This is a genomic window from Vibrio gallaecicus (assembly GCF_024347495.1).
GTDB lineage: Bacteria > Pseudomonadota > Gammaproteobacteria > Enterobacterales > Vibrionaceae > Vibrio > Vibrio gallaecicus.
In genome coordinates this window covers 1,537,075-1,560,632 of sequence record NZ_AP025491.1, presented here as the reverse complement: position 1 = coordinate 1,560,632, position 23,558 = coordinate 1,537,075, and the positions used below count along the sequence as shown (strand labels likewise).

Below are 23,558 nucleotides of genomic sequence, written 5' to 3'. Positions count from 1 at the left end.
TGCTAACCCATCCTTGTTGCGAGTTTTTGCCAGAGAGACGTTGGGAGAAATCGTAGGCATTTCATGATGAAAATAAACTTTCGCGGAAAGCTGATATCTGCTTTACCTTGTTCAATGCCTTTTATGATTCTGTGAGTCGCTTGTTCGCTGCTTATCAGCATTGGCATTGTGAAAGTATTACGATCGGTGAGAGGGGTTTCAACAAACCCAGGGTGAACCAGAGTGACGTTAATATTGTGCTGAGTAAGCGTCACAGACAGTGTTTTTCCTAAGTAGCTTAATCCCGCTTTTGATGCACCGTAGGCTTCTGCTCTTGGCAAGGGCAGTAAACTCGCACTGGAGCTAACCAGAACCAAGCGCCCTCCTGGTTTTAGGTGCTTAAGCCAAGCTTGTAGAGCATAACCAATGGATATCAAGTTAACATTGATAATACGTTCAAACATTTGAGCGTCAAAGTTTAGCGGGTCGTCGATGTATTCGCAGTCCCCTGCATTGAGAATCAGTAAATCAATAGGTTCTTGATTCTCAAGAGAAGGGTAGTTGTGATAGTCGGTAAGATCGAAGCATAAAGGCGTGATGGTGGCATGAGAAGGTAGCTGTTCCATCAGCGCATCTAATTTAGGCTGGCTGCGCCCACATGCTATGACATCATGACCTTGATTTACATAACTCAGCGCTAGAGAGTGCCCTATCCCAGATGTAGCACCTGTGATCATAATACGCATTATTGGCTCGCTCTTTTTTTGATGGCTTTGACGGCAGATCCAAGCAAAGGAATATGCTCATAAAGCATGGCGCCCACATCAAGGTAGTCTTGGTGGAAGATAACTAAGCCATCTTGTTCTTTTAAATGAGAATGACCATGTACGGTTATCGGGTCTTGACCGTTTAATTGCTTATGAACAAAGGTCATTCTCCAATAAACAGCCGCTTCTCCACTTTTTGATTCAAATGTATGTTCAATAATGAAATTACAGCTCGTTACTTTTGTGTATATTTGCTCGAAATAGTGGGTCAAAGCTGGTAACCCATAAACGCGGTGCATTGGGTCTTTGAACTCAATCTCTGGGTGATAAACTGACTTGAGTGAATCAAAGTCAGTTGTACCAAGCTCTTGGTATACAACTAAAAAATTCTGTAACCAAACTGAATTATCCATAACCAGCGTTCTCAACTCTTGTTTGCCGTCACAGGCATTTATTTATAAGAAAGCTTCTATTTAAAGAAAGCTAGAGCTCTCAACCTGGCTTGCTTGTGCTCCACTATTGGTGCCCAATACTGGTCTTGATCTGGATGCTTTTTAAGATAGTCATGAGGAAAGTGAATATCTTTATCAGGCAGATCGGCAAGCTCTGGTAGATATCTACGAATGAAAATACCTTTTGGATCAAATCTTTCGCTCTGAGTTATCGGATTAAATATTCTGAAGTAAGGTTGAGCGTCGCAACCGGTACTTGCTGCCCACTGCCAACCGCCATTGTTGGCGCTCAAATCACCATCAATAAGATGAGATATAAAGAAACGTTCACCCCATCTCCAGTCGATGAGTAAGTGCTTGGTTAGGAAGCTGGCAACAATCATTCTTAGGCGATTATGCATCCACCCTGTGGTGGTGAGTTGTCTCATAGCAGCATCAACAATAGGGTAGCCTGTTTTACCTTCACACCAAGCTTTGAAGTTTTGATGATCTGGGTGCCAGATTAAACCGTCGTATTTGGTTTGGAAGTTACTTCCTTTGGCAAGCTGTGGGTAATGGAACAACAGGTGCTTGTAGAAATCTCTCCAGATTAATTCATTGAGCCATGAAAATGCCGAATGTTGAGTGTCGAACAATACTTCAGGGTTCTGCTGAATTAATTGTATTGCCAGCCACCTTGGGCTAATCGCACCAATGGCGAGATAAGGGGATAAGCCGGATGTTCCTTTGATTGAAGGAATATCTCTGCTGTCGTGATAACTAGACACTTTGTTCGCGAGGAATTCAGGTATGACCTGCTTTATGACTGTATCACTAAGTGGCCAACGATCTGAAGATTCTCTAGGATAGCCTATATCGAAATTCCCACTCGACTCTGCACTTATATCGAGATGGTGATTCGCTTTACTGTTTCCATCAATATCTGAATGGTTGCTTACAGGACCTAAAGTTGAGGTTGAATCACTAGGTGGAGAAGGGCTACATTCAATTCCTGTTTGCTGCACGCGCTTTAACCAGGCGTTTTTGAAAGGCGTGAATACCTTAAACATCTCGCCTTGTTTATTGAGTACTTTTCCTACAGGCACAATGGTATCGCTTTGGAAGAGTTCCAATGGTAAACCTTGCTCAATCACTGCCTGATCTCGTTTTACTTCATCGCATTCAGGTTCTGTATTGGCGAAGATTTTTTCGACATTATTGTTTGAACAATATGCCTGTAGTTGGGTGACTTGGTCTGCGAAGTCAGTGGCTGTAATGTGTATAAACTTTATACCTAATTCATCCAATTGTTCGGATAGCAGTTGTAAGTGGCGACACATTAAATCGGCTTTCATGGGAGCAAGATGATGCTGATTCCATTGCTTTGGCGTAGATATGAAAACAGCGCATGTTGCGCCATTTTCTATTGCGGCTAGCAGAGCAGGGTTATCATGAGTTCTTAGATCTCGTCTTACCCAAAGTATGTTGTTCAATAGCCATATCTCAGTTTGAGTTCTTGAGGGTGCGGGTTTAAGTAAACTTGTGTCTGTAAGTACTCGTTTGGATATTCCAACAGGTAATGGTTAATGAGCGTGAGTGGTACGAGCAATGGAATCAGCCCCTCTCGGAAATCATTAATTTGAGTTGAAAGCTCTTGTCTATGAATACTAGTTAGTTGCTTTTTAAAGTAGCCTTGGAGATGCTGCAAAGTGTTCGCATGGCTTCCTCGGTTAGCGTGGTGAGACAACGCTTCCATTAACCCTGTGATGTATTGATTGGCCATGGTATCTACATCAAGATCTGCGTTAGCAAGCAGCTGGCCAAGTTTTTTATATCCAGCTATGTGATGACTCATTACCAAATATTTGTGCGCACTGTGGAATTGAATGAGCTTATGTTTGGTGATCCCTTCATCTACCAAGTTCAACCATTTAGAATAAGTAAACACGCGAGTCATGAAGTTTTCTTTTAGCACGGGGTCATTCAACCTTCCGTTTTCTTCAATAGGAAGTAGCGGATTTCCATCCATTAGCTGTTGGGTAAATAGACCAACACCTGTGGATTCAGATCCTCTCCCGTGATGATGATAAACTTTCACTCGTTCCATGCCGCATGTTGGGCTTTTCTGGCACACGATGAAACCGGCTAGGTGCTGGCTTTTTTGTGAATGTTTCTGACCAAATTCAATTAGTTCTTGGGTGACGTCTCCTGTGCCATCTGGGCGAGAAACATGTATGACATCATCAAGGTGTCTTGTTTGACGAATAGTTGGTCTCGGGGTAGGTAAACCAACGCCCATTTCAGGACATACTGGTTCAAGTTCAACGTAGTCTGCGAGATCTTCAGTACAAAAACGTGAGCGTTTATGACCAGTATCAAAGCGAACTTTTTGCCCAGCGACGCATGCACTGATACCTATTTTAATTTTCTTATCCATTGCTTCTCTCCCTCAAGCCAGTGTCATTCATAATTTAGTTGTTATATTGGTTTGAACTTCAAATCGACTGAGTACGTAATCATTAATAAATATATTTACCAAGAGGGTTAAATAATTGACTGACCCCTTTAGTAAAGTGGAGCGCGTCGCTAGATACAGTTAAGCATACGCAACCTTCTTGTGTGACTGGGTTATGAGTATGTTTTCCATCTAACCAAACGAAATCACCCGCCGAATAGTGCCCCATCTCATCATCAAAGCTGCCTTGCAACAGAAGTGTGATTTCGAATCCTTTATGTGTGTGTGAAGGCACTTGCCCACCTTCCGCGATATGCAGCAGGCTGGCATGGCGTGATCCATCTTCAAAGTCTAGTCGTGCTCGCGAAATTTTCCCTAGACCTAACCACTCTTTCCGTACCACCGAATGTAGTGCTCTTGGCAGAGTGAAAGACTGCCCAGCCACCTCAACTTCAACGTTTTCGGTAGGGGACGTGGTTTGGACTAGATCTGTATTGGCTGTGATTTGGTTGATCATGTCTAAATCAAGAAGATTCAGCATGTCATTATTCTTATCAACCTCATCACCTTTACCTTGTGAAAAAATAGCGTCAAAGTTGATAGCTACATCCACATTGCTTTCATCATCTAGGGTATTTTCATTTTCCTGAGCCGCTTCGAGTGGCTCGAATAAAGCTTGCGCTGCTTGCTCTGTTAGTAGTTCAACGGTTGCTTGGCATTCGGCGCACATTTCTACATGGCTTGCGACGACCAGTGAAATGGAATCTGGAAGTGTTCCAGCAACAAATTCTTTAAGTACATTAAAGTTGGGGTGATGTTTAATCATTGTATTGGTCTCCCATTTGTTGCTTTAACTTGGCAAGCGCTAGACGTAAACGAGACTTGACCGTACCTAATGGAACATCCAGCTGTTGTGCCAGTTGCTCCTGAGATAGCTCTTGAAAGTACACGCCCTTAACAATAGTTCTCTGTGCAGGAGGGAGTGTATCGATTTGGCTCATCATATGGCGTGACATCAAATGGTCAGCGAAAGGAGAGGCTTCTTCATGACTTTCTGCTAAGGCTGCATCAATAGGCCAAATATCGTCAGCCACATTTTGTTCGGCTTTAGCTTTCACTTTTCGTAGCATATCGAATGCCGCATTACGCATTACGGTATATACCCAAGTAGTCGCCGCACCTTTATCTTCATTGTAAAGGTGCGCTTTTTTCCAAATATTGGTCATTGTTTCTTGAACTAATTCGTTGGCAGAAGCCTCATTGTTCAGTTTCGTCATGCCAAAGCGTTTGATCTTCGGTGCGAAAAATTTAAACAATTGAGTGAAGGCTTGTTTGTCTCGCTTATTCGCAACGAGAACCAGCCAGCTTGAAAGCTCGGTAGGGACTTGCGATTCAGGGATGATGACGTGCTCCTTGTCTTTCCCAGTTGTTCTGATTGTTTCCATATTAAACCAACCACTCAGCGAATTTAGAGATCATTACGACGCTAGTACTAAAATGGATCACTTTTATTTTTAACTTATTTCATTTTGCATGGTACTTCCTGATACGACCTCGTTTAATAGCGCAACTAATGAAGGAAAACTTGTGGGGGAAAGAAAGGTTTCTTTTCTTCCGAGTGAAATAGGCAGTATCTCTATCAATCTAGAACAAACCCAGATAGGGTCATCGAACTTGGTGTTTGAATACAGTGATTGAATGAGTTCATGTTCTTGAAATAATTTTTCTAAAAAAGCGGATAGTATTGGTGTTGGTTCATTATTATCAAGTCTAGACCAATGGTTAGTCGCAAGTGCACTCCCTATCAACAAACCATCGTCTTGATAGGTGAAATTAGATATTTTCACCAACTCTATGCCTTCGACATCCACTTCAAGAATATTGTCATCCCCCATGTTGAAGTCAACAATGGCGACTTTAATTCCCCATGAACTGACTTGGTAATCTCGTTGTTTATCGGAACGTGCAATAACAAACCCTTCCCCCTTGGAAGCATTAGCTATCATTGATAGATATTTTTTCTCGAATATACGTAATCTCTGCCTGCCTTCTGGCAATAAAAAAATTGGCAAAGGGAACACCGCAAGATTATGTTGAACTTGCAGTTGTAAATGAGGAGGTTGATTAGTGCTTATCATTGCCTGTTGTGTATTTTTTGAGGTTGGTTCCTGCATATGCCACTCTTTTAAATAGGTACGCTTATTGGTTAGTACGCACTGCAGGTCGCACTCGATCAGTGCTGTCTGCTTTCTTTTGTTTTACAGTGTAAAGCTAAGAGAAATGATAAATGTTGGAGGAACTATGATCAGTTGCAACCAGTACGATTACATTGAAATTGTGTGTCTGTATCAATATGAAATCTTATTAACGCTAAAGTCTGGTGAAAGTATTCAAGGCATTGCGATGGACACAAAAAGAGATGATGATAAGCAAGAGTGTATTTTGATTAATCTGGATTCAGGTTCAAAGTTAGTGGTATTAGATGAGTTGTTAAGCTTAGAAGTGCTAACTCAGAACCCTAAGTTTAAGATGGTGAGATTCTAAGACCAGTACTCGAATGTTTAGAGGCTTAATTAGCTTCATAACTCGTAGTGTTAATCTGTTGCTTAATTGAGACTGCAGGCGTTTAAATTGAATAAGGCTTTCTCTCATACAAAGGATGGGTAAAGTCGAAAAGGATACTTCTGATAGAAGCAATGATATGGAGAACATGACTGAGATGCATCAATTACCTGATAATGCCGATATTCGTTCACACCTAGAAGACGCCTATTTTGCTGATTCTTTTCATACCGACATTCAATACCATGGGCAATCCGCTATGGATGTTTATATAGACCTTATGCAAGCGACACCGAAATGGGTCACAACGTTAATGGCTTTGAGAAATAGAATCGTTGGGCTGTTTGGGTTGAAAAATTTAGGCAGTATGACTGAGATCGATAGGACGAAATCAGCGGCTGATTATCAGGTCGGCGATAAAGTTGGTATCTTTTCTTTGTATTCGAAATCAGCATCGGAAGTCATTGTTGAAGACCGAGATAAGCACCTTAATGTGAAATTATCTTTTACGATTGAACCTAATGGAAATAAAGCAAAGGTGCATGCAACATCGGTTGTTCATGTAAACAACAGGCTAGGTCGGGTCTACATGTTTTTTGTAGGTCCTGTTCATAAAATCATCGTTCCGAACTCTCTAAAACAGCTACCTTATGCCATATTGTCATAGGGAGATAAAGTGTGTCGCGAGCTTTTAAGAAAGCGTCATACCATTTTAATGTGCGTAATTGAGGAAGTGATGAATGGATTATCCTATCGAAGGAGCCTGTCAGTGCGGGCAAGTGACCTACCAGCTTAAAGCTGAGCCGAAAATGGTGTTGGCTTGTCATTGTCAAGAGTGTCAAAAGCTCTCTACCAGCCCATTTAGTGTCACGGCGATTGTGGCGCAAGGTGATATTGAGTTTCAAGGAAAGCTGAAAGAATGGAGCCGAATGTCGGATTCCGGTAATCGGAATACCGCGGCTTTTTGTCCTGATTGCGGCAACCGTGTTTATCACTACAATCCAGACGATCAAACCACCCTTAAATTAAAACTGAAGCCAGTCGGCTTTGAACATGACACTATTTTCCAACCGGTTGCGCATGTTTGGGTTTCGGAAAAACTGAGTTGGGTGGACCTTCCTGAAGGCGTTAAAATCTTTGATAAACAACCTTAACTGTTTAAACCTTTAGCATCTCAAGGAATGAATATGATTGTTATTTACGGCATTAAGGCACAACTTAACCCTATTAAACTTCAGTTGTCAGACATTTTGCAGTTTTGCTTAAACAGTGAAATGGGCCTACCCGATGATAAGCGAGCTCATCGCTTTGTCCCACTCGATAAAGATGACTTCTTTTATCCAGAAGGTCGCACAGATGCGTACACTGTTATTGAAATAAACATGATGGAAGGACGAACGGTTCGCACCAAGAAAGCACTCATCAAGAGGATTTTTTCTGAGATTGAACTCAAGCTTGGGATTAAACCCATCGATATAGAGATCACGATTAAAGAACAACCTTCACACTGCTGGGGCTTTAGAGGGATGACAGGTGATGAAGCTCAAGACCTTAAATATAAGGTGAATGTCTAATCTTTCTCTATGTTGATCGCTATGCTGAAAGTCTAATAGCTATACTGAAATTCTAGTAGCCAAGCTGGAATGTTAAGAGCCATACTGGATAGGTAAAGGGCAAGCTGAACAAGCAAATTAAAGCAATAAAAAAAGGACAAGTATGGAAAACTACTTGTCCTTTTTTGATCTTTAAAGTGAATATCTCGGGTTTAGACTGACTGAGTTACACCGTAAATCTATCGACTAACTCATGAAGTTGGTGCGCTTTACCATTAAGGTCTTGGCTGCCAACTCGGTTGTCATTTGCCAAAGAAGCGGATTGGTTACTTTGGTCTGAGATAACAGTAATACGTTGTGAGATCTCTTGCCCCACATGGCTTTGTTCTTGAGTTGCGGTTGCTATTAAAGAGTTCATATCCATGATGATATCAATAGAACCTTTGATTTTTTCAAGTGCTTCTTTCGCTGAGTTTGCTTCGGTAACCGCGCTATTACTTCTAGACTGGCTGGTATCCATCGCTTTTACTGCATTATCAGAAGCCGATTTTAGCTGTTCAATCATTTGGTGAATCTCACCAGTACTTTCTTGAGTCCGGCTTGCCAGTTTTCTTACCTCATCTGCTACAACGGCGAAGCCGCGACCTTGTTCGCCCGCCCTAGCTGCTTCAATAGCTGCATTTAACGCAAGCAGGTTTGTTTGCTCGGCAATATCTTGGATCACTTCAAGTGAAGATGAAATATTTCTCACATCACCTTCTAGTTTAGAAATGACTTCACTCGCTTGGGCAACCTCAGAAGCTAAATCTTGCACAGAATGAACTGCAGAAGAGACAATCTCATTCGCTTCATTCACGTTGTCTTCAGCATTTTTTGCTGAATCTGCAGCTTGATTTGCATTGTTGGATATTTCGTGAGCAGTCGAGGTCATTTCTGTCATTGCAGTAGCAACTTGGTCGGTTTCGAGTTGTTGACCTGAAGCCAGTTCATCCACCTGAGTGGCTCTGCTAGACATGTTGTTGGTTTCATCTACGACTTGTTGGCTGACCAAACTTACTTTTCCAATGATGTCTTGTAGGCTTGCAACAAAGATATTGAAGTTAGTAGTGAGTGTTTTAAATTCTGGGACCGATGAAATATCCATGCGAGCGGTTAAGTCGGCATCACCACTTGCAAAGGCGCGGATTGAATCATCAAACTGTTCAAGTGGGCGCATGATACTGCGGTTAATGTACATAGCAAAAATCACTACAATCGCAGTGATTGCTAAACAAAACAGACCAATAGTCACTAGGCTTTTGTCTGCAATGTCTTTTGATTGTTTATCCATAATGGCGATGGTGCTGTCTACATCGTCAGTATAAAAGCCCGTTCCGATCATCATGTCCCACTGTGGAAAAAATACCGAATAACTCAGTTTAGGTTGTGGGATGGTTTGGTTCGGCTTGGGGAAGTAATAGGTTGTGAATTTGTTTACTTTTGAATTCTTCAGGAGATCTTGAATCAGGTAATTGCCTTTCTTGTCTTGTAGATTAAAGAAGTTTTTACCGATCCCTGCGTCTGATTGCCCCTGAAGAACGCGGACACCTTTTGATGTATAGCCAAAGATGTATCCATTTTCACCAAAGTTAATTTCTTTAAGTGTATTGATGGCATCTTCTCTTGTGCCATTGTTTGCAATGATAGGGTTAAGAGCGGTTTTTGCTATATCAACATAAGATTTAAGCTCCGTCTTTTTAATTTCCATCATACTTTCATGAGTGGTTTGAATTTGTTTAGTGTTGAGGTTATTCAGCTCCATATAGCTCAAAGTCATCATGCCAATAGTGATAATAAGCAATGGGAATATGGACAGGATATAAAGTCGCTTGCGAATGGTAATACTCATCTTGTTTTCCTAATTGAGCTATAGGCAGTGTTCACTAACCTTATAATTTTAATAGTTATATAGTGAGCTTACTTGGAAATTATAAAATGAAATGTGAACAACTCGTTGTTTGTATGTTGTTACATGTATTTACAGTGTTAAGTGTTGGCTAGTAATAACTTTTTCTTTATTTTATTAATCTTTATATAAATAAAAAGCTTAAAAGAAAAACCTATCTAGCCAACCATTATTCTTTTAAATTAAGTGTTTGGGTGGTATTTAACTAATTAACCACTTTAAATTGTGTGGTTTGTTTGGGTTATTGTTTATTTTGCGAATTTAAATACTCTCCCCAGTTTTGACTGATAGTGTCGTAATTAAATATACAAAAATCTTTTCGGTCACTTAAGTAGTTGTTCTCAACTTCGTTCAGTAAATTGGCATGCTTTTCAGGGTCACTGCCGTAAACGAGACACAACGTTGAAAAGTAGCGTTGTAAGTCAAAACTATGCTCATCAATGTATTCGCCAAAGTCGTAATAATCGGGTCTATCGTCTGACTCAAAAGCAAACATATCAGCAGCACTAATGGCCGCATCATCTCCATCTTCAATATAGTTCAGCAATATGATGGTGGCGAAGTTGTCTACGGCGTCTTCTTCTTTGCCTAATATCGGAATGTTTTGGTCTTCAATATACGCATGTCCAGCTTCATGAAGTAGCGTATGTAAGAGGGTATCTATTGCCCCCAATTTAGCGGGTTTATTGTATTTTTCGTTGTACTTGTTCTTTGTAAAGTAATCGATAGATTCGGCGTAGAAAGAGTATGGAATATGAATGGTATGAGTTTCTGGATCATACATCGGACCTTCATCAGTACCGTATTGCAGTATCAGAGTGTTATTAAAAGGGAATAATTGTTCGGAGAGGTCAATGAGCGTGCTGTTGATTCCACTTTGTTCGATTTCAGATTTCAGAGATGCTTCAAAGTTATCTTGCGAAGGCAAATATTCAACGATGACGCTTTTTTTTGCATCAGCGGCGTTTTGAGAATCGCGTGTGCTTTCAGGAGCACTTTTGAACGCAGCCTGTAAAGGTGTACATATTAGACAACTTATCCCTGTGAGCCATAGTGTTCTCATATTTCTCTCTTATTTTATTGAGCAATTTAGCATGGCTTTCTCGTATGTCTTTACTGAATATTGACATATAAGCGATACGGCATAGTTATAGTTTAGATAATAATGACAAATTCGATAGTTGAGTAAAAGATGTTATTTATTGCTTACCTTGTCCAACCTTGGGTTCATTAGCGGGCTACTTGATTAATTTTACAAGTAGCGCTGCAGTTTGATTCTGTAGCCGATATTTATTGCTAACAAGAGAATCTCACATGACTCAAAATACTTCGATTCATCAGAATCACCCGGTTCAGTCTAAACCAGAAGCCGATTCAAGCACGGTACCAACGCGAAAGCATTGGTCTCAATTTCAGTTACTTCATGACGTTGTGAAAAACCCTAATATTCATCTCAAAGGTACTCACAGTTATTACAGCGATTGTTGGGATAATGGGTTTGAAGACTCGGTTGTTCGATATTTACATGGTGATTGGTTGACTAAAGACCGCGAGCCGCGCTGGGCAATAGATCAGTTGTACATTGGTGACTATGTCTGTATTGGTGCTGAAGCCGTTATCCTGATGGGAGGCAACCACACGCACCGTGCGGATTGGTTTTGTTTGTATCCGTTTATGGATTTCATTGACGAAGCCTACCAAGGCAAAGGTGATACTCATATTCATGATGGGGTGTGGATAGGCATGCGAGCGATGGTTATGCCAGGTGTCACTATTGGTGAAGGTGCGATTATTGCGGCTAATAGTGTGGTGACGAAAGATGTACCGCCTTATGCTGTTGTAGGCGGCTCTCCTGCCACATTATTGAAGTTTAGGTTTGATAAAGAGACCATTCAAACGCTCATGGAAATGGGTATTTATGATTGGCCTGCTGATAAATTTGAAGCGCTGAAAAGGCATCTTTGTGGATCAGATATCGAATCATTAAAGTCGGCTTTGATAGCCTACCAGATGAATGACAAACAATAGGAAAAGGGAGTCTTGCAAGCAGGAATATAAATTTCTGTAGTGGCGTGCATTTATGCTATACTCCGCGCCCCAATCCGCATTGGCTTGCTAAATTTAGGAAATTATTATGAGTGGTACAAACGAACTTCAACAAATTAACAACCGTCTAGACAAGTGTCGCCACAAGTTAGCGGCTGCTAAGGCTCGTAATGATCGTCCTGTCGTTAATCAATTTGAAGATGAAATCAAAAAGTTAACGAAGAAAATTGCACAGCTTAAACATAAGCAAAGCTACGATGTTAACCAGGAACGTAAAGCTCTGGTTGATATGCCATTTCGTCGTGAAATTACGAAAGCTGAGCAAGCGGATATGGGTAAACTGAAAAAGTCAGTTAAAGGATTAGTGGTTGTTCACCCAATGACTAAAGTGGGTAAAGAGCTTCGCCTTGAAGTGATGACAGGGTTTGCCCCGAAAAAATTCTAATTACCGATACGGTAATGAAAAAGGAGCTAGTGATAGCTCCTTTTTGCTTTTTCACGGGTTAGAAACGTTACTTTGTGATGACATTAGTTACGCTTAATTCAAATCACAGGTTTGATTGTAATCACAAAATCTTTTGTTTTTTAGAAAACTTAACTTGCTACTAACATAGGCTTTGACCTGCTAAGTAAATTAGTTTCTTTTTTTAACCATGATTATCTTATCCACTTGCATACAGGCAGAACATAAACCAGTAACTGACAAATTGAACTCATTAGGGAAGATGAGAACGTAAAAAATATAGAGGTTATATGAATAATTTAATTTCAATAGGGCCACTAGAATCTTTCCTAATCGCGATTAGTGTGTTGTTTCTAGGTCATTTTGTGAACGCAAAGCTTCCAGTACTTAAAAAATACAATATCCCTGAACCCATTGTTGGTGGGTTGATTGTTGCTTTTGCTATCACAGGTCTTCATTTTAACGGTATTGATCTAGAGTTTTCTCTACCTTTACAAAAGACTTTCATGTTGATGTTTTTCGCGACAGTAGGTTTAGCGGCTAACTATACTCAGCTGATGAAAGGTGGAGCAAAAGTATTCCTATTTTTAGGTGTTGCTTCGGTCTATATCATCATTCAAAACGGTGTGGGTGTAACGCTCGCGACTGCTCTAGGTTTAGATCCATTAATGGGGCTTATCGCTGGTTCGATAACGCTTTCTGGTGGTCACGGAACGGGCGCTGCTTGGTCACAAACTTTTTCCGACACGTATGGCATTGCCAATACCTTGGAAATCGCAATGGCATCGGCAACCTTTGGTTTGATCATTGGTGGCATCATCGGTAGCCCTGTGGCTCAAAAGCTTATCAATAAGAATAACCTAGAATCGGAATATGGCACGGGTACTCATACTCACGAACGCTTCCCGGAACTTGTCACTTACAACGAATATGAAGAAGACAAAGTCACGGCGAAGAAGGTTATTGAAGTGCTGTTTATTCTTCTTATCTGTATTACGGGTGCTCGTTATTTAGAGCAGTGGGTAAGTACATTTGAAATTACTTGGTTGATGATCCCTGATTTCGTTTACGCGCTGTTTATTGGTGTGTTTATTACGAATGTATTCGAAGTCACTAAGATTCATAAAACAGACAGTGAGACTGTCGATATTCTTGGCACGGTTTCACTGTCGTTATTCTTAGCAATGGCTTTAATGAGCTTAAAACTGTGGAATATTTTTGACCTTGCGATTCCATTCCTTGCCATCTTAGCGGTGCAGGCTGTGGTTTTAGGTATCTTCTCGTACTTTGTGACGTTCAAAGTTATGGGCTCAAATTATGATGCTGCGGTAATGGCTGGTGGGCACTGTGGTTTCGGCTTAGGGGCAACACCTACTGCCGTGATGAATATGGGTTCACTTGTGAATCGCTTTGGTCCATCACCTCAAGCCTTTATGGTCGTTCCAATTGTTGGTGCTTTCTTTATTGATATTGTTAACTTGATTATTCTGCAAGGATACATTTCCTTTATTGGATAGCCTTAGGTTTTAGACCGGATATGACGGCTCCTTTTGTTGAGGTGCAGTTCGCTTTAAAAAGCCAGTAGCATTAGCTTCTGGCTTTTTTTATGGGCAGTATTTCTTTCATATTGAATGTACTTGCTTACAGGCACTTACACTTCTCGTTTGAAAATCGTGCTATTTTTGCAGCCATAAATAAGTCAATTTATAAATGATTGCGAGACAAGTGATGAAGAAGTTTTTGTGTTTTTTAGCGTTATTTCCAAGCATAAGCTTCGCTGAACCAAATTTGTATTTTGGTGCTGATTACCTTACGAATGATTCTAAGTACGCATTACAGTATGGATTTTATTTCAAAGCCAGTCCGGAGTTAGATTTCGGTTATGAATGGGAATATGCCCAATACAGTAACGACATGCACTCGCTTGGGATTAACATAAAACCATCCTTTCCTCATGGTGACTTCTATATTGCACCAATTGGCGGTTTTCACTATTTCAGTGGCAATGTTAATGCTGCTTTTGTGTACGGTGCTGAGGTGGGTTATAGATACAATGCGATAACGCTGCGAGCTGGTTATAAAGAAGCTTCTGAAGATTTTAAAAACAGTGACAATGTTTACGTTGGTGCTGGTATCAATTTCTAACTCTTATAGGCCCTTCTTGAGTTAGGTTTAGGCTGCTCTATTTATTTTATGTAAATAGAGGCAGCCAAATTTTTATTAGAATTAAATCCCCGTTCGGTGAATGAACTGAGCGAGCAATAAGCAATAAGAAATAAGCAATAAGGATGAGATGTGTTATTCCACAATCTCAACCTCCTCTATAATGGCTAAGCCAATTGCAGTTCACGTAATAGCGGGAATGCAGCCTTGGAATGGTTGCCAGTGACAACGAACCCAACGAAGCTATTCGCATCGTTAAATGCTTTAGCTACTATGCCATTTTGGGTAAATTTCGCTTCCCAGCGTGTTGCAGTGTGAATGTTCTTTCCTGACAATTGGATAGGATAACTCGGCGTTTTCACTTTGGTTAGCATCGATGGTAAAGCTAAGTTACCTTCAGAACTGGTCAGTTGTTTAGCAAGTACGTTTGCTGACAAAATGGCAGGTTGTAGGTAAGCCATCACTCGCCCTTCAATTTCCGCGCAGTCTCCAATCGCAAAGATATTACTAATGCTACTAGAAAGTGTTGAATCAACCACAATGCCTTGATTAACATCGATTCCCGCCTGTACTGCAAGCTCTATATTTGGACGCAGACCAGCAGCGGCGATCACTTCATCTACTTCGATATTGGCGAGTCGAGCGGATACAGAAGAAGAGGCATTTAATACAAGTTCAGTTTCATTATGCTTAGCTTCTATGATCGCCGTGTTCGTCATAACTTGCACGCCACTTTTGATGAGTTCCCGTTCTAATTCAGCAGAAACAAACCTAGGCAAAAGGTTCGGCAACAAGTCGGAAGCCGGCTCGAATATTGTGACTTCTTTTCCCGCGACTTGTAGATCAAGTGCTAACTCAACCCCAATTAAACCACCCCCAATAATGGCTATTCGTTTTGCAGCATCAATGCGAGATTTGGATTGATGAAACTCGTCTAGGCTGTTTAGCGTGAGCACTTTACTATGGTCCAGCCCTTTTACTGGTGGGACAAAAGTACGCGCTCCCGTCGCTAGCACTAGTTTTGAGTAGTAATGACGTTTGCCACTTGCTTCTATGTATTGCGCTTCGGCGTTAATGCTTTCCACATGAGTGTGGGTGTGAATGACGATATTGTATTGCTCTGCCAATGCTGCTGCACTATTTAGAGTAAGGTCCTTCACACTTTGATTCTTACTGAATACATGAGAAAGACTTGGCTTATTGTATTCAGTACCATTATCCGCAGTAAAGATTTCTATCGCCACTTGAGCATCGACTTTTCGTAGCATTTTTATAGTTTGAAGTGCAGCAAAACCGCCGCCTACAATGATAATTGGTTGCATACTACACCTCTACAAACACTTCTTTACCCAAACTACATTCAGGGCAAAGGAAATAGTCTGGTACTTGTGCCCAAGGTGTCCCGGGTTCTACATCTTGATTTGGCTCCCCAAGTTGAGGGTCATAGATCCATTCGCAAACCGTGCAGCGCCAACAAGTGCAGTCTGAGTTATGGTTTGGTTGCTCAACTTCAGTCTTAACTTCCATCTCTAAATCTGAATTGCAAACGCTACTCTCAGCGTTCTGCTTAGTACTTGTTCCCGATTCTACAATTTGAGCTTTCTTGCGCTCAACTTGCTTTGGTTGGCATACTTCATCAGCATCTACTCGCCATACATCCGCGAGTGTCATTCCGTAGTCGATGCACTGTCGTAGTGCGTCTGTATCGGGTTTCCAATGAATGTGCTGCGCAGGGCTAACTTCAAAATTGGCTTCACGAAGGCGTGCATCAATGCGCTTTACTGCGCCACCAGTCCAACCAGACGACCCAAATGCCGCCGCTCGTTTTTCAGCAAAGCGTAGACCGTGCATCTCTTCCAATAACGCGGCGATTTGCGGCATCATTACGTTATTCATGGTTGAAGAGCCAACTAACACGCCCTTTGAACGGAAGATATTAGCGAGAATGTCGTTTTTGTCGTGCTTAGAAATATTAAAAACTTTAATTGCTGTTTCTGGGCTGCTTTTACGAATACCTTTTGCGATGGCATCAGCCATCATTCGAGTGTTGTTAGACATGGTGTCGTAGACAATCGTAATACGATCTTCTTTATAAGCTTTAGACCACTCGTAATACTGCTCGACAATTTGGGTCGCGTTATCACGCCATATACAGCCATGTGAAGTGGCAATAACGTCAATAGGTACACCAAGGCTTAATACTTCTTCTATCTTGGCTTTCACAAGAGGAGCGAAAGGGGTCAGGATATTTGAGAAATATCGGAGACACTGATCATGAAGTTCGACTTGGTCCAGTTGGTCATTAAATAGGTTTTCATCACAGTAATGCTGACCAAAAGCATCGTTACTGAAAAGCACTTCGTCGCTGGTTAAGTAAGTTGCCATCGAATCCGGCCAATGCAGCATTTTCATCTCAACAAAAATAAGCTGTTTACCATTACCAATATCGAGCGCGTCGCCTGTTTTTACGGTTCTAAAATTCCAGTCAGGTTTGTGGTGGTGACCAATGATGGAATTCACCCCAGCCTCAGTACAATAGATAGGTGTATTTGGGATCTTTTCAAGTAAAGCGGAGAGAGCACCTGAATGATCTTCTTCTGCATGTTGGCAAATTATGTAATCAATCTCATTGAGGTCGATTTCCATTTCTAGGTTTGCTAAGAATTGGTCGGTAAAGCGGTGGTCAACAGTATCGACAAGAACCGTCTTCTCTTCACGGATAAGGTACGAGTTATAGCTGGTACCTTTGTTCATGTGATATTCCTTCCCATGGAAGTGTTCAGTTTCCCAATCGTGAATACCAACCCAGTGAACATTGCCTTTAACGTGAATAGTCATAATGATAATACCTTATTAATGTTATCTAAGGTCATCATTGCACTAGTTGTGCCATGTTTTTATATTATTGGTTTTGTTGGTTTATTATTTTTAAATTTAAATTTACGAGTCAATATGACACTTGCATTTGTTAGGTCTAATTAACATAATTGTGTCTTTTTAATCAGAGTGTATTCTATCTAGAGGATAAGAGGATAAGAGGATAAGAGGATAAGAGGATAAGAGGATAAGAGGATAAGAGGATAAGAGGATAAGAGGATAAGAGGATAAGAGGATGGCTAAAATTAAGTTTTGTATTTTAGCTTCTGGCATCAAATGCTTTATGCACTAAAAAGTGTTTTACGCATAAAAAAGGCCAGGCTGAGCCTGACCTAATATTTAAAGCGGTATGTCTAACACAAGCACTATTGCTTAGTATTAAAGCGTTGTTACCACTTCATCAAGAGCTAGACGAGCTTTTGGTTTACCGTGGTTGTAGTCTTCGCCTTCTTTATGGAAGCCGATTGCTAGCGCTACATCAACAACGTGACCTTCAAGTTCATCAGCGAACTCTTCACCGATCATTGCAGCGTCAACACCCTCCATAGGTGTAGATGAGATGCCTAGACGAGCAAGAGTGTGCATGATGTTGCCAAGTGCAATGTAAACCTGAGACTTAGTCCAGTTACCATTAAAACCTGTTTCATCTGTGTTCATTTCTGCGAATGCGTAAGCACCTAGGAACTGTTCGTACATTTCCGCTGGTAGGTGACCTGAACTTACTTCAGTGTCAGCACGTTTAGCGAATTTTTCTTTTGTGTACTTAGGATCGTGAGCGAAAAGAATAGTGTGCGACGCTTCTTTTGCATGCGGTTGGTTAAACTGGAACATGTTTTCAAAAGTATTGTGGAAACGTTGCTTCGCTTCGTCACTCTCAATGATAATGAATTTCCAAGGTTGAGAGTTAATAGAAGAAGCCGATAAACGAAGTGCTTCTTTGATGATAGCCATGTCTTCCGCAGAAACACGTTTTTCAGCATCGTATTTTTTTGCAGTGTAGCGAGTGTTTAAATCAGTGATGATTGGATGAGTCATGTTGAATCCTAATATCTTTAATACTAAATGTTGAAGGGTTTAATGTTCAATGACGTTCACAATAAACAGACAGCCCATAAAATTTACAGAATCAATCATTCTGTTTTCAATGGGTATCGACCTTACCCAATTATCGAATCTCTGCGGTTGCTCAAGTCGATGAGCATAAGGTAATCGAAGTTGTGGATAAAAAAAATGGCAAAGATCCCTAATCACTATGGATAATTAAATCCATAATGAAGTGGTTAATGTGATCTTAAGTTGCCTTTTGGGGCAGTTTTTCTTATTACTTACCAGTTTATGTCCATATAAATCGAAGTGGTGACTAAACTATCTTCAAAATGTTTGTTGGTTGTATAAGAAGGTGCTGTCGTAATAGATAGATAGATAGATAGATAGATAGATAGATAGATAGATAGATAGATAGATAGATAGATAGATAGATAGATAGATAGATAGATAGATAGATAGAAAGGAAGGCTAAGCTTGGAGTAAAGCGTATAAATTAATACGCTTTTATACCATATTGACGAAGCTTAAAAGGTAGCACTTTATCTAGATTGGCAATGTCGTCTGGGAATAGTTCAATCAAAGCAAAGCCATGCTTTTCATAAATGAGAGTCGTGGCGATGCGTTTTTTATCATCAACCTTACCGCTGTCAGTTCCCCAATATTGTACATAGACTTTGCCAGATGGTAGATAAAAATCACTCATCACATCTTGTTCAATAGGAAGAGGGCGCTCATAAGCGTGTACTACGCCTGCCATATAGAGCCAGTTATCAATGATTAGCTCGCCTTTTGAACGAACATAATGACCATCTAGTGTTCGATGTTTGGCTTCAAATTTTTGCCTGAAACTGGAAAGTGAGGCATCAGTTGAATGGCTTTCAGCATCTTGACCTAAAAACTCCACAACCGACTGGCGAAGCCTTTTATGGCGAACAATCGTGTCATGCCAAACCACATATTGATTTTGGGTTTGCTTATCTTCGCGTTGCTCGCCGCCTGCTTTTAAGCCTGTTTCTGTGATTTGCCAACCTTGTTCACTTTTTACAATCCATCCTAATTCACTTAGGAGTAGGTTAATCTTTTTTGCACTAAGCTCGAAGTGCTTGGCAACTTGTGTGGCGGTGAAGTTTTTTCCAGATGTAGATGCATGATCAATCAGTAGGTTTTCTGGCCAGACGATAAATGTTCCGAATTTGCTGTGCTCGACATATTCCCCACCAAATTTCTCACCTCGTTCAGTAAGTACCCATTTATCTTTTGCTCTCACTATATACCCAGAGGCTTTGAGTTCACTAAAAAGCTGCTTTGCATCTATTTGTCTAAGCTTTGCCATCGAGGAAGTTGAGTGTTTTTCTGGCATTTAATATCCCTTTAATCACACGAGAGTATGGATTGCATTTTATCTAGAAAGTGTGGGTGAGTACTACACTACACTTCGTTTAGTTTCTGATTTATGAGCCAGTACTGTTGCTCTGTTGTATGAAGTGAAGCGTTGGTGGTGATCATATAAGACTTATATGGACCGTACATATCGAATATGCAGCGCTAGATCACACTTTGTTGGTTCTATGCTTTTTAGGATTTTTGACAGCACGCTCAAATATACTGGGATTTGTGTAATTTTATTACACAAATGGTATTTTATATGCAGGTGGGCTCATATCTCATTCAAGTGTACGCTGTACATTTGCTCTTATTTTCCTTGTTAAAATATTGACATTATTATTTATGTGATAAATGTCACTTTTTATTTTTTAGTGGTCGGCATTAAAGTGTGATTTGTATCAATATGTATTGATAATCATTATCGTTAATTTGGCTTTGTAACTAACAAACATAGTGTTTTTGTGATCTTAAATTGTATGATTAATACTATTTGTCCATTATTTTGTGATTTGAGTCTCGATTTTTCTCGTTAAGTGCATTTTAAAAATCTTGTGATACATTTCAATCAACTTTTGATGACACATTTTTTGGCCACTTGGCCGTCCAAAACATTACGGGGTTCTACCTATGCTATCTCCAGAAGCGAAGATCAAGGTTCAAAACTTTGGTCGTTTTCTATCCAACATGGTGATGCCAAACATCGGCGCATTTATTGCGTGGGGTTTCATTACTGCTCTATTCATTCCAACGGGTTGGTTGCCTAACGAAACGTTAGCATCAATGGTTGGTCCAATGATCACATACCTACTACCACTCTTGATTGGTTACACTGGTGGTAAGATGACAGGTGGCGACCGTGGTGCGGTTGTCGGTGCTATCACCACCATGGGTGTTATCGTTGGTACTGATATCCCAATGTTCATGGGCGCGATGATTGTTGGTCCACTCGGTGGTATCGCAATCAAGAAATTCGATGAAGCTGTTCACGGTAAAGTGAAGAGCGGTTTCGAAATGCTTGTGAATAACTTCTCTGCCGGCATTATTGGTATGATCTGCGCCATCATTGCCTTCATGGCAATTGGCCCTGCAGTGAAAGTGCTTTCTTCTGGTCTTGCGGCTGGTGTGAACGTAATGGTTGAAGCAGGTGCTCTCCCTCTTGCATCAATTTTCGTTGAACCTGCAAAAATCCTTTTCTTAAATAACGCTATTAACCACGGTATTTTCTCACCACTTGGTATTCAGCAGTCAGAAGAACTTGGTCAATCAATCTTCTTCCTTATTGAAGCAAACCCAGGTCCGGGTCTTGGTCTTCTTCTAGCGTACATGGTATTTGGTAAAGGTAATGCTAAGCAATCTGCGGCTGGTGCATCTATCATCCACTTCTTCGGTGGTATCCACGAAATTTACTTCCCATACGTGCTAATGAACCCTCGTTTAATCCTTGCTGTTATCGCAGGTGGTATGGCTGGTGTATTCACAAACGTAGTGTTTGCTTCAGGTCTTTTATCTCCAGCATCTCCAGGTTCAATTATCGCTATCTTGCTTCTTACTCCGAAAGCATCATTTGTTGGCGTAATTCTTTCTGTAATCGCTGCAACAGGTACTTCTTTCCTAGTCGCATCTCTTCTAATGAAGACACAAGGTGATGCTGGTGAAGATGAAGGTTCACTAGAGAAAGCATCAAGTGCAATGAAAGACATGAAAGCTTCTTCTAAAGGTCAAGTGACTGGTCAAGCGGTTGATATGTCTAACGTGAACGCTATCTACGTTGCTTGTGATGCAGGTATGGGTTCAAGTGCAATGGGTGCTGGTCTACTACGTAAGAAAGTGGAAGCGGCAGGGTTAGACATTCACGTAACCAACCTTGCTATCAACAATTTGCCTGCAGACTCTCAGATTGTTGTGACTCACAAAGATTTAACTGACCGTGCTCGTAAGCACGCGACATCAGCGGTGCATATTTCATTGAATAACTTCTTAGACGGTCATGTATACGACAACCTAATTGTTGAATTAATTGAAGCGCAAACCGGTGAAGTGAAAGCAGTAGCTCCGGTTACAGAAGAAGAGCCTCAAGGCACGCTAACACTAACAAGCGATAACATCTTTTTAGGCATGAAGCCGACGTCAAAACAAGACGCTATTAAGTTTGCCGGAGAGCAACTAGTGAAGCTTGGTAACGTTGCTCCAGAATATGTTGAAGGCATGTTTGCCCGTGAAGAGCTTGTAACGACTTACCTTGGTGAATCAATCGCAGTGCCTCACGGTACTATCGAAGCTAAACAGTACGTACAGAAAACAGGCATCGTTTTCTGTCAATACCCTGAAGGTATTCAGTGGGGCGAAGATGAAGATGATATCGCTAAGCTTGTTATTGGTATCGCGGCTCAAGGTGATGAGCACAACATGGTGCTGATGGCTATTACGAATTCACTTGATGACGAAGAAGCAATTGAGTGTTTGAAGTCTACATCTAACCCTGAAGATGTACTTCGAATCCTCAACGGTAAGTAATCGAGCTTCTAGTCTAGGCTCCCGAGTGAAGAGACCAGTGTCCCCCCCACTGGTCTCATTTTGGGCCTAAATTGATTTTTATAGAGTGGTTACTTCAGCTAGTTAACCGCCATTCAGTCTGGATAGCTGACTGCTTAATGCCACGAGATTGATGGCATGTTGTTGAGTCGTTATCTATGTAGATTCAATCTTTATAAGGTTTAAAATTATGAAAGCGTTACATTTTGGTGCAGGTAACATCGGTCGCGGTTTTATTGGTAAATTACTAGCAGATGCAGGCATCGCAGTAACATTCGCAGACGTAAATGAAACGGTTGTGAATGCACTAATTGAACGTAATGAGTACCCAGTAAAAATCGTTGGTGAAGAGTGCGTTGTAGAAGTGGTTAAAAACGTTACTGCGGTTAATTCAGCAACTGGTGCCGTCGTGGACAGCATTGCAGAGTCTGATTTAGTTACGACAGCGGTTGGTCCAACGGTTCTGAAGATTATTTCAAAATCGATTGCTCAAGGTATCGAGAAGCGTGCTGCAGCAAACAATACGTCACCAATGAACATCATTGCTGCTGAAAACATGGTTCGTGGTACGAGCCAATTAAAAGCTGCCGTTTTAGAGCACCTTTCTGATGAAATGAAAGCGTTCACTGAAGCACACATTGGTTTTGTTGATTCAGCAGTAGACCGTATTGTACCGCCTGCAGAAGCGGGTGAAACCGATCCCCTAGCAGTAACCGTTGAAACATTCAGCGAGTGGATTGTTGACCAAACTCAATTCAAAGGTGAGATCCCAAACATTCCTGGAATGGAATGCACAGATAACCTAATGGCGTTTGTTGAGCGTAAGCTGTTTACTCTTAATACTGGTCACTTAATCACGGCTTACCAAGGTGTATTAGCCGGTCATGAAACGATTAAAGATGCGATTGAAAATGATGTAATTCGCGCAGAAGTGACGGCAGCAATGGAAGAGAGTGGCGCAGTATTGATTAAGCGTTACGGTTTTGACCCAGAAGCGCACGCTACTTACATTCAAAAAATCCTAGGTCGTTTTGCGAACCCGTTCTTACGTGATGAAGTAGATAGAGTTGGTCGTCAGCCAATTCGTAAATTGAGCCCTCAAGATCGTTTAATCAAGCCATTAAATGGTACTCTAGAATACAACCTTCCGAATGGGCACCTCTTGAACGGTATTGCAGCTGCATTCCTTTACAAGAATGAAGATGACCCTCAAGCGGTTGAACTTCAAGCAATGTTTGCTGAAAAAGGCTTCGTTGAGACATTAGCGCATTATTCTGAGCTGAATAGTGACTCAGAAGTTGTTAAACTAGCAGAACAAGCTTACTTAGCCTTGAAATGATAGTTCACCAAAG

Annotated in this window: 23 protein-coding genes; 10 read left to right on the top strand and 13 right to left on the bottom strand. The window is 41.0% G+C overall.

Features of this window, described 5'->3' with window-relative positions; genetic code table 11:
* Positions 1 to 2: 2 nt before the first annotated feature.
* The 7 genes from OCU78_RS21810 to OCU78_RS21780 form a co-directional block, all read right to left on the bottom strand.
* Positions 3 to 725, bottom strand: a complete 723-nt coding sequence (locus tag OCU78_RS21810; protein WP_137371752.1) for an SDR family NAD(P)-dependent oxidoreductase — start codon at positions 723 to 725, stop codon at positions 3 to 5.
* Positions 725 to 1,159 carry a nuclear transport factor 2 family protein gene (locus tag OCU78_RS21805; RefSeq protein ID WP_137371751.1) on the bottom strand — a complete coding sequence of 145 codons (435 nt, stop codon included), beginning with the start codon at positions 1,157 to 1,159 and terminating at the stop codon, positions 725 to 727. The genes OCU78_RS21810 and OCU78_RS21805 overlap by 1 nt, the downstream gene beginning before the upstream one ends.
* 56 nt (positions 1,160 to 1,215) lie before the next feature.
* A complete protein-coding gene (gene phrB, locus OCU78_RS21800) occupies positions 1,216 to 2,670 on the bottom strand; it encodes a deoxyribodipyrimidine photo-lyase (RefSeq protein ID WP_137371750.1) in 1,455 nt (484 codons plus the stop codon).
* Positions 2,667 to 3,614: a YbgA family protein gene (locus tag OCU78_RS21795; protein WP_137371749.1), complete on the bottom strand. Its 948-nt coding sequence runs from the start codon at positions 3,612 to 3,614 to the stop codon at positions 2,667 to 2,669. Before OCU78_RS21795 ends, phrB begins: the two co-directional genes overlap by 4 nt.
* An 82-nt stretch (positions 3,615 to 3,696) precedes the next feature.
* On the bottom strand, positions 3,697 to 4,458 hold the full coding sequence (locus tag OCU78_RS21790; RefSeq protein ID WP_137371748.1) for a ChrR family anti-sigma-E factor: 762 nt from the start codon (positions 4,456 to 4,458) through the stop codon (positions 3,697 to 3,699).
* Positions 4,451 to 5,077 (bottom strand): sigma-70 family RNA polymerase sigma factor, encoded by a 627-nt coding sequence (locus OCU78_RS21785; RefSeq protein ID WP_137371747.1) that lies wholly within the window; start codon positions 5,075 to 5,077, stop codon positions 4,451 to 4,453. Before OCU78_RS21785 ends, OCU78_RS21790 begins: the two co-directional genes overlap by 8 nt.
* Before the next feature lie 69 nt (positions 5,078 to 5,146).
* Entirely contained in the window at positions 5,147 to 5,806 is a 660-nt protein-coding gene (locus OCU78_RS21780; protein ID WP_137371746.1) for an LON peptidase substrate-binding domain-containing protein, read from the bottom strand.
* Between the two features lie 127 nt (positions 5,807 to 5,933).
* On the opposite strand from OCU78_RS21780, the gene OCU78_RS21775 reads away from it, so the two are divergent.
* From OCU78_RS21775 to OCU78_RS21760, 4 genes are all read left to right on the top strand, one after another.
* Positions 5,934 to 6,176 (top strand): Rho-binding antiterminator, encoded by a 243-nt coding sequence (locus tag OCU78_RS21775; protein WP_137371745.1) that lies wholly within the window; start codon positions 5,934 to 5,936, stop codon positions 6,174 to 6,176.
* A 166-nt stretch (positions 6,177 to 6,342) separates the two neighbouring features.
* Positions 6,343 to 6,861 (top strand): DUF2867 domain-containing protein, encoded by a 519-nt coding sequence (locus tag OCU78_RS21770; protein WP_290347254.1) that lies wholly within the window; start codon positions 6,343 to 6,345, stop codon positions 6,859 to 6,861.
* Positions 6,862 to 6,934: 73 nt separating this feature from the next.
* Positions 6,935 to 7,348: a GFA family protein gene (locus OCU78_RS21765; RefSeq protein ID WP_137371744.1), complete on the top strand. Its 414-nt coding sequence runs from the start codon at positions 6,935 to 6,937 to the stop codon at positions 7,346 to 7,348.
* Positions 7,349 to 7,381: 33 nt separating this feature from the next.
* Positions 7,382 to 7,768, top strand: a complete 387-nt coding sequence (locus tag OCU78_RS21760) for a tautomerase family protein (RefSeq protein ID WP_137371743.1) — start codon at positions 7,382 to 7,384, stop codon at positions 7,766 to 7,768.
* A gap of 205 nt (positions 7,769 to 7,973) precedes the next feature.
* Here the strand turns inward: OCU78_RS21760 and OCU78_RS21755 are convergent, their stop codons facing one another.
* Together OCU78_RS21755 and OCU78_RS21750 are read right to left on the bottom strand one after the other, a co-directional pair.
* Positions 7,974 to 9,635, bottom strand: coding sequence for a methyl-accepting chemotaxis protein (locus OCU78_RS21755; protein ID WP_137371742.1), 1,662 nt, complete (start codon positions 9,633 to 9,635; stop codon positions 7,974 to 7,976).
* Between the two features lie 298 nt (positions 9,636 to 9,933).
* Positions 9,934 to 10,755 carry a DUF4344 domain-containing metallopeptidase gene (locus OCU78_RS21750; RefSeq protein WP_137371741.1) on the bottom strand — a complete coding sequence of 274 codons (822 nt, stop codon included), beginning with the start codon at positions 10,753 to 10,755 and terminating at the stop codon, positions 9,934 to 9,936.
* Positions 10,756 to 11,006: 251 nt separating this feature from the next.
* On the opposite strand from OCU78_RS21750, the gene OCU78_RS21745 reads away from it, so the two are divergent.
* The 4 genes from OCU78_RS21745 to OCU78_RS21730 all read left to right on the top strand — a co-directional run bounded on the left by OCU78_RS21745 (position 11,007) and on the right by OCU78_RS21730 (position 14,346).
* On the top strand, positions 11,007 to 11,720 hold the full coding sequence (locus tag OCU78_RS21745; protein WP_137371740.1) for a CatB-related O-acetyltransferase: 714 nt from the start codon (positions 11,007 to 11,009) through the stop codon (positions 11,718 to 11,720).
* A 106-nt stretch (positions 11,721 to 11,826) separates the two neighbouring features.
* Positions 11,827 to 12,183 (top strand): YibL family ribosome-associated protein, encoded by a 357-nt coding sequence (locus tag OCU78_RS21740; protein WP_137371739.1) that lies wholly within the window; start codon positions 11,827 to 11,829, stop codon positions 12,181 to 12,183.
* A 308-nt stretch (positions 12,184 to 12,491) separates the two neighbouring features.
* On the top strand, positions 12,492 to 13,718 hold the full coding sequence (gltS, locus tag OCU78_RS21735) for a sodium/glutamate symporter (protein WP_137371738.1): 1,227 nt from the start codon (positions 12,492 to 12,494) through the stop codon (positions 13,716 to 13,718).
* Between the two features lie 211 nt (positions 13,719 to 13,929).
* Positions 13,930 to 14,346: a hypothetical protein gene (locus OCU78_RS21730; protein WP_240701680.1), complete on the top strand. Its 417-nt coding sequence runs from the start codon at positions 13,930 to 13,932 to the stop codon at positions 14,344 to 14,346.
* A gap of 185 nt (positions 14,347 to 14,531) precedes the next feature.
* On the opposite strand, the gene norW is transcribed toward OCU78_RS21730, so the two are convergent.
* The 4 genes from norW to OCU78_RS21710 all read right to left on the bottom strand — a co-directional run bounded on the left by norW (position 14,532) and on the right by OCU78_RS21710 (position 19,648).
* The gene (norW, locus tag OCU78_RS21725; RefSeq protein ID WP_137371736.1) at positions 14,532 to 15,686 is read right to left on the bottom strand and encodes an NADH:flavorubredoxin reductase NorW; all 1,155 of its coding nucleotides are present in this window, start codon (positions 15,684 to 15,686) and stop codon (positions 14,532 to 14,534) included.
* A gap of 1 nt (position 15,687) precedes the next feature.
* Positions 15,688 to 17,202, bottom strand: coding sequence for an anaerobic nitric oxide reductase flavorubredoxin (gene norV, locus OCU78_RS21720; protein WP_137371735.1), 1,515 nt, complete (start codon positions 17,200 to 17,202; stop codon positions 15,688 to 15,690).
* 417 nt (positions 17,203 to 17,619) lie between these two features.
* Positions 17,620 to 18,276: a nitroreductase family protein gene (locus OCU78_RS21715; RefSeq protein ID WP_137371734.1), complete on the bottom strand. Its 657-nt coding sequence runs from the start codon at positions 18,274 to 18,276 to the stop codon at positions 17,620 to 17,622.
* 505 nt (positions 18,277 to 18,781) lie between these two features.
* Entirely contained in the window at positions 18,782 to 19,648 is an 867-nt protein-coding gene (locus OCU78_RS21710) for a glycerol kinase (protein WP_137371733.1), read from the bottom strand.
* A gap of 653 nt (positions 19,649 to 20,301) precedes the next feature.
* Between OCU78_RS21710 and OCU78_RS21705 the strand changes: the two genes are divergently transcribed.
* Both OCU78_RS21705 and OCU78_RS21700 read left to right on the top strand, forming a co-directional pair.
* Positions 20,302 to 22,188, top strand: a complete 1,887-nt coding sequence (locus OCU78_RS21705) for a PTS mannitol transporter subunit IICBA (RefSeq protein WP_137371732.1) — start codon at positions 20,302 to 20,304, stop codon at positions 22,186 to 22,188.
* A gap of 208 nt (positions 22,189 to 22,396) precedes the next feature.
* Positions 22,397 to 23,545, top strand: coding sequence for a mannitol-1-phosphate 5-dehydrogenase (locus OCU78_RS21700; RefSeq protein WP_137371731.1), 1,149 nt, complete (start codon positions 22,397 to 22,399; stop codon positions 23,543 to 23,545).
* Positions 23,546 to 23,558 lie beyond the last annotated feature (13 nt).

Coding starts and splice junctions, on each gene's coding strand:
- OCU78_RS21710 (WP_137371733.1), bottom strand. CDS start 19,648: ATGCCAGAAAAACACTCAACTTCCTCGATGGCAAAGCTTAGACAAATA.
- OCU78_RS21780 (WP_137371746.1), bottom strand. CDS start 5,806: ATGCAGGAACCAACCTCAAAAAATACACAACAGGCAATGATAAGCACT.
- norW (WP_137371736.1), bottom strand. CDS start 15,686: ATGCAACCAATTATCATTGTAGGCGGCGGTTTTGCTGCACTTCAAACT.
- OCU78_RS21805 (WP_137371751.1), bottom strand. CDS start 1,159: ATGGATAATTCAGTTTGGTTACAGAATTTTTTAGTTGTATACCAAGAG.
- gltS (WP_137371738.1), top strand. CDS start 12,492: ATGAATAATTTAATTTCAATAGGGCCACTAGAATCTTTCCTAATCGCG.
- OCU78_RS21790 (WP_137371748.1), bottom strand. CDS start 4,458: ATGATTAAACATCACCCCAACTTTAATGTACTTAAAGAATTTGTTGCT.
- OCU78_RS21785 (WP_137371747.1), bottom strand. CDS start 5,077: ATGGAAACAATCAGAACAACTGGGAAAGACAAGGAGCACGTCATCATC.
- OCU78_RS21750 (WP_137371741.1), bottom strand. CDS start 10,755: ATGAGAACACTATGGCTCACAGGGATAAGTTGTCTAATATGTACACCT.
- OCU78_RS21760 (WP_137371743.1), top strand. CDS start 7,382: ATGATTGTTATTTACGGCATTAAGGCACAACTTAACCCTATTAAACTT.
- OCU78_RS21810 (WP_137371752.1), bottom strand. CDS start 725: ATGCGTATTATGATCACAGGTGCTACATCTGGGATAGGGCACTCTCTA.
- OCU78_RS21770 (WP_290347254.1), top strand. CDS start 6,343: ATGACTGAGATGCATCAATTACCTGATAATGCCGATATTCGTTCACAC.
- norV (WP_137371735.1), bottom strand. CDS start 17,202: ATGACTATTCACGTTAAAGGCAATGTTCACTGGGTTGGTATTCACGAT.
- OCU78_RS21705 (WP_137371732.1), top strand. CDS start 20,302: ATGCTATCTCCAGAAGCGAAGATCAAGGTTCAAAACTTTGGTCGTTTT.
- OCU78_RS21795 (WP_137371749.1), bottom strand. CDS start 3,614: ATGGATAAGAAAATTAAAATAGGTATCAGTGCATGCGTCGCTGGGCAA.
- OCU78_RS21730 (WP_240701680.1), top strand. CDS start 13,930: ATGAAGAAGTTTTTGTGTTTTTTAGCGTTATTTCCAAGCATAAGCTTC.
- OCU78_RS21715 (WP_137371734.1), bottom strand. CDS start 18,276: ATGACTCATCCAATCATCACTGATTTAAACACTCGCTACACTGCAAAA.
- OCU78_RS21740 (WP_137371739.1), top strand. CDS start 11,827: ATGAGTGGTACAAACGAACTTCAACAAATTAACAACCGTCTAGACAAG.
- OCU78_RS21700 (WP_137371731.1), top strand. CDS start 22,397: ATGAAAGCGTTACATTTTGGTGCAGGTAACATCGGTCGCGGTTTTATT.
- OCU78_RS21755 (WP_137371742.1), bottom strand. CDS start 9,635: ATGAGTATTACCATTCGCAAGCGACTTTATATCCTGTCCATATTCCCA.
- OCU78_RS21745 (WP_137371740.1), top strand. CDS start 11,007: ATGACTCAAAATACTTCGATTCATCAGAATCACCCGGTTCAGTCTAAA.
- OCU78_RS21765 (WP_137371744.1), top strand. CDS start 6,935: ATGGATTATCCTATCGAAGGAGCCTGTCAGTGCGGGCAAGTGACCTAC.
- OCU78_RS21775 (WP_137371745.1), top strand. CDS start 5,934: ATGATCAGTTGCAACCAGTACGATTACATTGAAATTGTGTGTCTGTAT.